General features: G+C 26.1%; 4 protein-coding genes. 3 read left to right on the forward strand and 1 reads right to left on the reverse strand.

All coding sequences use genetic code 11. The features are described from left to right. The first annotated feature begins 40 nt into the window (after nucleotides 1–40). The 3 genes from gshAB to ACRC28_RS16015 are packed head-to-tail and all read left to right on the forward strand — an operon-like array spanning nucleotide 41 to nucleotide 3,572. On the forward strand, nucleotides 41–2,365 hold the full coding sequence (gshAB, locus tag ACRC28_RS16005) for a bifunctional glutamate--cysteine ligase GshA/glutathione synthetase GshB (protein ID WP_438544444.1): 2,325 nt from the start codon (nucleotides 41–43) through the stop codon (nucleotides 2,363–2,365). Nucleotides 2,366–2,373: 8 nt separating this feature from the next. Further along, nucleotides 2,374–3,264, forward strand: coding sequence for a hypothetical protein (locus tag ACRC28_RS16010; RefSeq protein WP_438544445.1), 891 nt, complete (start codon nucleotides 2,374–2,376; stop codon nucleotides 3,262–3,264). 17 nt (nucleotides 3,265–3,281) lie between these two features. Continuing rightward, nucleotides 3,282–3,572, forward strand: a complete 291-nt coding sequence (locus ACRC28_RS16015) for a Dabb family protein (RefSeq protein WP_438544446.1) — start codon at nucleotides 3,282–3,284, stop codon at nucleotides 3,570–3,572. A gap of 40 nt (nucleotides 3,573–3,612) precedes the next feature. Here the strand turns inward: ACRC28_RS16015 and ACRC28_RS16020 are convergent, their stop codons facing one another. Further along, on the reverse strand, nucleotides 3,613–4,026 hold the full coding sequence (locus ACRC28_RS16020; RefSeq protein ID WP_438544447.1) for a hypothetical protein: 414 nt from the start codon (nucleotides 4,024–4,026) through the stop codon (nucleotides 3,613–3,615). Nucleotides 4,027–4,082: the final 56 nt, after the last annotated feature.

Raw genomic sequence — 4,082 nt, forward strand, 5'->3', positions numbered from 1 at the left:
TAAATAGAAATATAATTGCAATTTAAGGAAGGAATATTAAATGAATAAATTATTAGATAAAATAATTGAAAATGGATTAAATAAAGGCTTAATTCAATGTAATTATGGATTAGAAAAAGAAAATATTAGAGTAGATAAAAATGGAGAAATTTCACTTAAAAAACATCCAGAAGTATTTAAAGAAGAGAATCCTTTTATAAAAAGAGATTTTGCAGAAAGTCAAATGGAAATGGTAACTCCAGTTTGTGAATCAATAGATTTAGCTTATAGCTTTATGGAAAATTTAAATAATATAGTGAATATAGAGCTAAAAGATGAATATTTATGGCCACAAAGTAATCCACCAAAGCTTCCATCAGAGGATAAAATAAAAGTAGCAGATTTAAAGGACGAAAAAGCAAAAATTTATAGAGAAAATCTAGTGAAAAAGTATGGAAAGAAAAGACAGCTTGTTAGTGGAGTTCATTACAATTTTTCTTTTAAAGATGAGTTTATAGAAGAACTTTATGCTTTAGAAGAAAGAGATGTGGATTTAAAAGAATTTAAAAATGACTTATATTTCAAGATTGGAAGAAATTTTTTAAAGTATAAATGGTTTTTAAATTATCTAACAGGAGCAAGTCCAGTATTCCATAGCAGTTATGTTAAAAGATGTACTGAAAAAGGAGAGGCTTTAAATAAAGAAGATTATTACTTTAAAGGTGTTGGATCTTTAAGAAATAGTAGATGTGGATATAGAAATGAAGAAGATTTTTATGTTTCTTATAACAGCTTAGAAGAATATATAGTAGATGTGAAAAATTTAATTAATGATAAGTGTATACAAGAAGCAAAAGAATATTATAGTGCTATAAGATTTAAGTCTAAAGAAGATGGCGATATGCTTGAAAACTTAGAAAAAAATGGTGTTAGATATATTGAAATAAGACTTTTAGACTTAGATCCTACGACAAAATTTGGGATATCAAAAAATTCTCTTTATTTAATTCATTTATATGTATTATTTTGCCTTTTCAAAGAAGATGAAAAGTATACTACAGAAGTACATAAAGAATGTATAGAGAATGACAATAGAGCAATAAAAAACAGTAAGGAAAGTACATTAATTATAAATGGAAAAGAAACTACTGTAGAAAAAGCTGGAACAGAGATATTAGAATTTATTGAAGAAATAAAAAATAAAGTTTTTGTAGATACAGCTTATGAAAAAGATTTTACTAAAATAATAGAAAAATCTAAATTAAGATTTAAAGATAGTAACTTAACAATTGCAAGCAGATTAATAGAAGGAATAAAAGAAACTAGTTATTTAAAATATTATATGAGAATAGCAAAAGAAAATAAAAAAGAAAGTGAGAAAAATGCTTTTAAATTATTAGGATACGAAGATTTAGAGTTATCAACACAAATACTTATTATAGAAGCACTAAAGTATGGTGTGTCTTTTGAAATTTTAGATAGAGATGAAAATTTTATAGAGCTAGAATTTAGAGGACATAAAGAGTATGTAAAACAAGCCACAAAAACAAGTAAAGATAATTATATAACTGCATTAATAATGGAAAATAAATTAGTATCTAAAAAGGTATTAGAAAGAAATGAAATAAGAGTTCCAATGGGTGGGCATTATAATTCAGTTGAAGAAGCATTAGAAAGTTACTCTAAATATAAGGGTAAAAAAATAGTTATTAAGCCTAAAACAACGAATTTTGGTGTAGGAATAACAATATTTAAAGAAGAATGGACTAAGGATGACTATAAAAAGGCATTAGAAATAGCTTTTAAAGAAGATAATTCAATTTTAATTGAAGAGTTTATAAAAGGAAAAGAATATAGATTTCTTGTTATAGATAATGAAGTTGTAGGAATACTTCATAGAGTACCTGCAAATGTTACAGGAGATGGAGTTCATAATATTAAAACTTTAATAAAAATGAAGAATAAAGACCCATTAAGAGGAAAAGGATATAAAACACCTCTTGAAAAAATAAGAGCATCAGAAGCTGAAGAAATGTTCCTTAAAAATATAGGCTTAGATTTTTCATATATTCCAAAGAAAGAGCAAGTAGTTTATTTAAGAGAAAACTCTAATATAAGTACAGGTGGAGATAGTATTGACTTTACTGATGAAATTCATCAAAGCTATAAGGAAGTTGCTATAAAATCTGCAAAGGCAGTTAATGCAAAAATAACTGGTGTAGATATGATGATAGAAAACATACATGAAGAAAAAAATGAAAATAACTATGGAATAATAGAAATAAACTTTAATCCAGCAATTCATATACATTGCTTCCCTTACAAAGGAAAGAACAGAAAAGCAGGAGAAAAAGTTTTAAAACTATTGTTTGAAGAAATAAAGTAGGTGTTAAAATGAAAATAGTAAATCTATATGATTATGAGGGAGCCTTTTTAAAAGGTAACCTTCATACTCATACTGATAATAGTCCTTGTGGACATTATAGTCTTGAAAAAGTAATTGAGATGTATACAGGCTATAAAATGAAATATGACTTTTTAAGTATTACAGACCATATGTTAATTACAAATTTAGAAAAATATAAAGATAGAGAAGATATAGTATTAATAGAAGGTGTAGAATTTAAAAAAGAAAAAAAACAAACCTTAGGAATTAATGTTTTAGAGTATTATGATAATGGAGAAGATTACAATAATCATAATATGTTATTTAGAAGAGTAAATGACAGTAATGGAATAAATATAATTTGTCATCCTCATTTAGGAGTCTTAGATTATTGGACATATGAGGAATTAATGAATTTAGAAAACTATACGGGAATCGAGATTTTCAATAATAATGTAAGAATGGACTGTAAGGGGATAGCATTAGCTACTGATTTATGGGACAAACTACTATCAAATGGGAAAAAAGTTTTTGGATTTGCAAATGATGATATGCATATTTTTTCAAGAGCAGGTGGAGCATATAATTATGTTTTAGCAAAAGAAAAAACTAAAGAAGAGATAATAGAAGCAATGAGAAGAGGAAGCTTTTATGCTTCTTTTGGAGTGAAAATAAAAGATATAAAGGTAGATGGAAACACTATATCTTTAAAAAAAGATGATGATAGAGTTCCCTATGTATTTTTTAAATTCATTGGAAAAAATGGTGAAGTATTAAAGATAGAAAAAGGAACAGAGTCAAGCTATACTGTTAAAGGTAATGAAGGATATGTTAGAATAGAGGTATATAGAGAAGATGGTGCCAAAGCATGGACACAACCATTTTTCATAGAAAATTAAAAGAGGTGTAAAAAAAGATGATAAAACATATTGTAAGTTGGGATTTAAAAGGTGAAAACAAAAAAGAAAATGGATTAGAAATGAAAAAAAGATTAGAAGAGCTTAAAGGATTAATTTCAGAAATTAAGTTTATAGAAGTTGGAATCAATGTAAATAGCACAAGTGTTGCTAAGGATATAGTTTTATATTCAGAGTTTGAAACGTTAGAAGATTTAGAAAGTTATCAAGTAAATCCACACCATGTTAAAGCTGGTGAATTTGTAAGAAGTGTAACAGAAAATAGAATAGTTATAGACTATGAAGTGTAGACATTAAAAAAGAGCTGTATAAAAATACGGCTCTTAAAAATTATCTTCTTTGCATTCTAGTTGCTTGTTGACGTGCTTTCTTTATTTCAGAATGGTCTATAGGAACTAAGTCTCTCTTATTAGTTAAGTTTATAATATTTTGAATCTGAATTACAGATGCATCCTCTTTACCCTTAACTCCTGAAAGTCCCATAATCATAACTTTATGTCCTTTGTTTATAGGAATGAATTCAGGTTTCTTAAACCATTTACCTTTAGTATATTTACATTTAGAAACACCTTTTCCTGAATCAGGCTTTACAATTACATCAACTATGATTTTTTTGAAAATAATATAATTCTTCTCTTCTATTTTAAAAGAAATAATAGTACCCGCTGTACTAGTTATTCTATCTCCGTATTTTTTAAAATATGAATCTTTAAAATAATCATTAAATTTATCTTTAATTCCCATAATTAATTCTCCTTTATAAAATAATTAATATAAGTCCGCTAGTTTAAAAAATAAAA

The organism is Clostridium sp., assembly GCF_051650885.1.
Lineage (GTDB): Bacteria > Bacillota > Clostridia > Clostridiales > Clostridiaceae > Clostridium.

What these genes read in the sequence shown, in the direction of transcription:
- gshAB (WP_438544444.1), top strand. Translation starts at nt 41, where the DNA reads ATGAATAAATTATTAGATAAAATAATTGAAAATGGATTAAATAAAGGC.
- ACRC28_RS16010 (WP_438544445.1), top strand. Translation starts at nt 2,374, where the DNA reads ATGAAAATAGTAAATCTATATGATTATGAGGGAGCCTTTTTAAAAGGT.
- ACRC28_RS16015 (WP_438544446.1), top strand. Translation starts at nt 3,282, where the DNA reads ATGATAAAACATATTGTAAGTTGGGATTTAAAAGGTGAAAACAAAAAA.
- ACRC28_RS16020 (WP_438544447.1), bottom strand. Translation starts at nt 4,026, where the DNA reads ATGGGAATTAAAGATAAATTTAATGATTATTTTAAAGATTCATATTTT.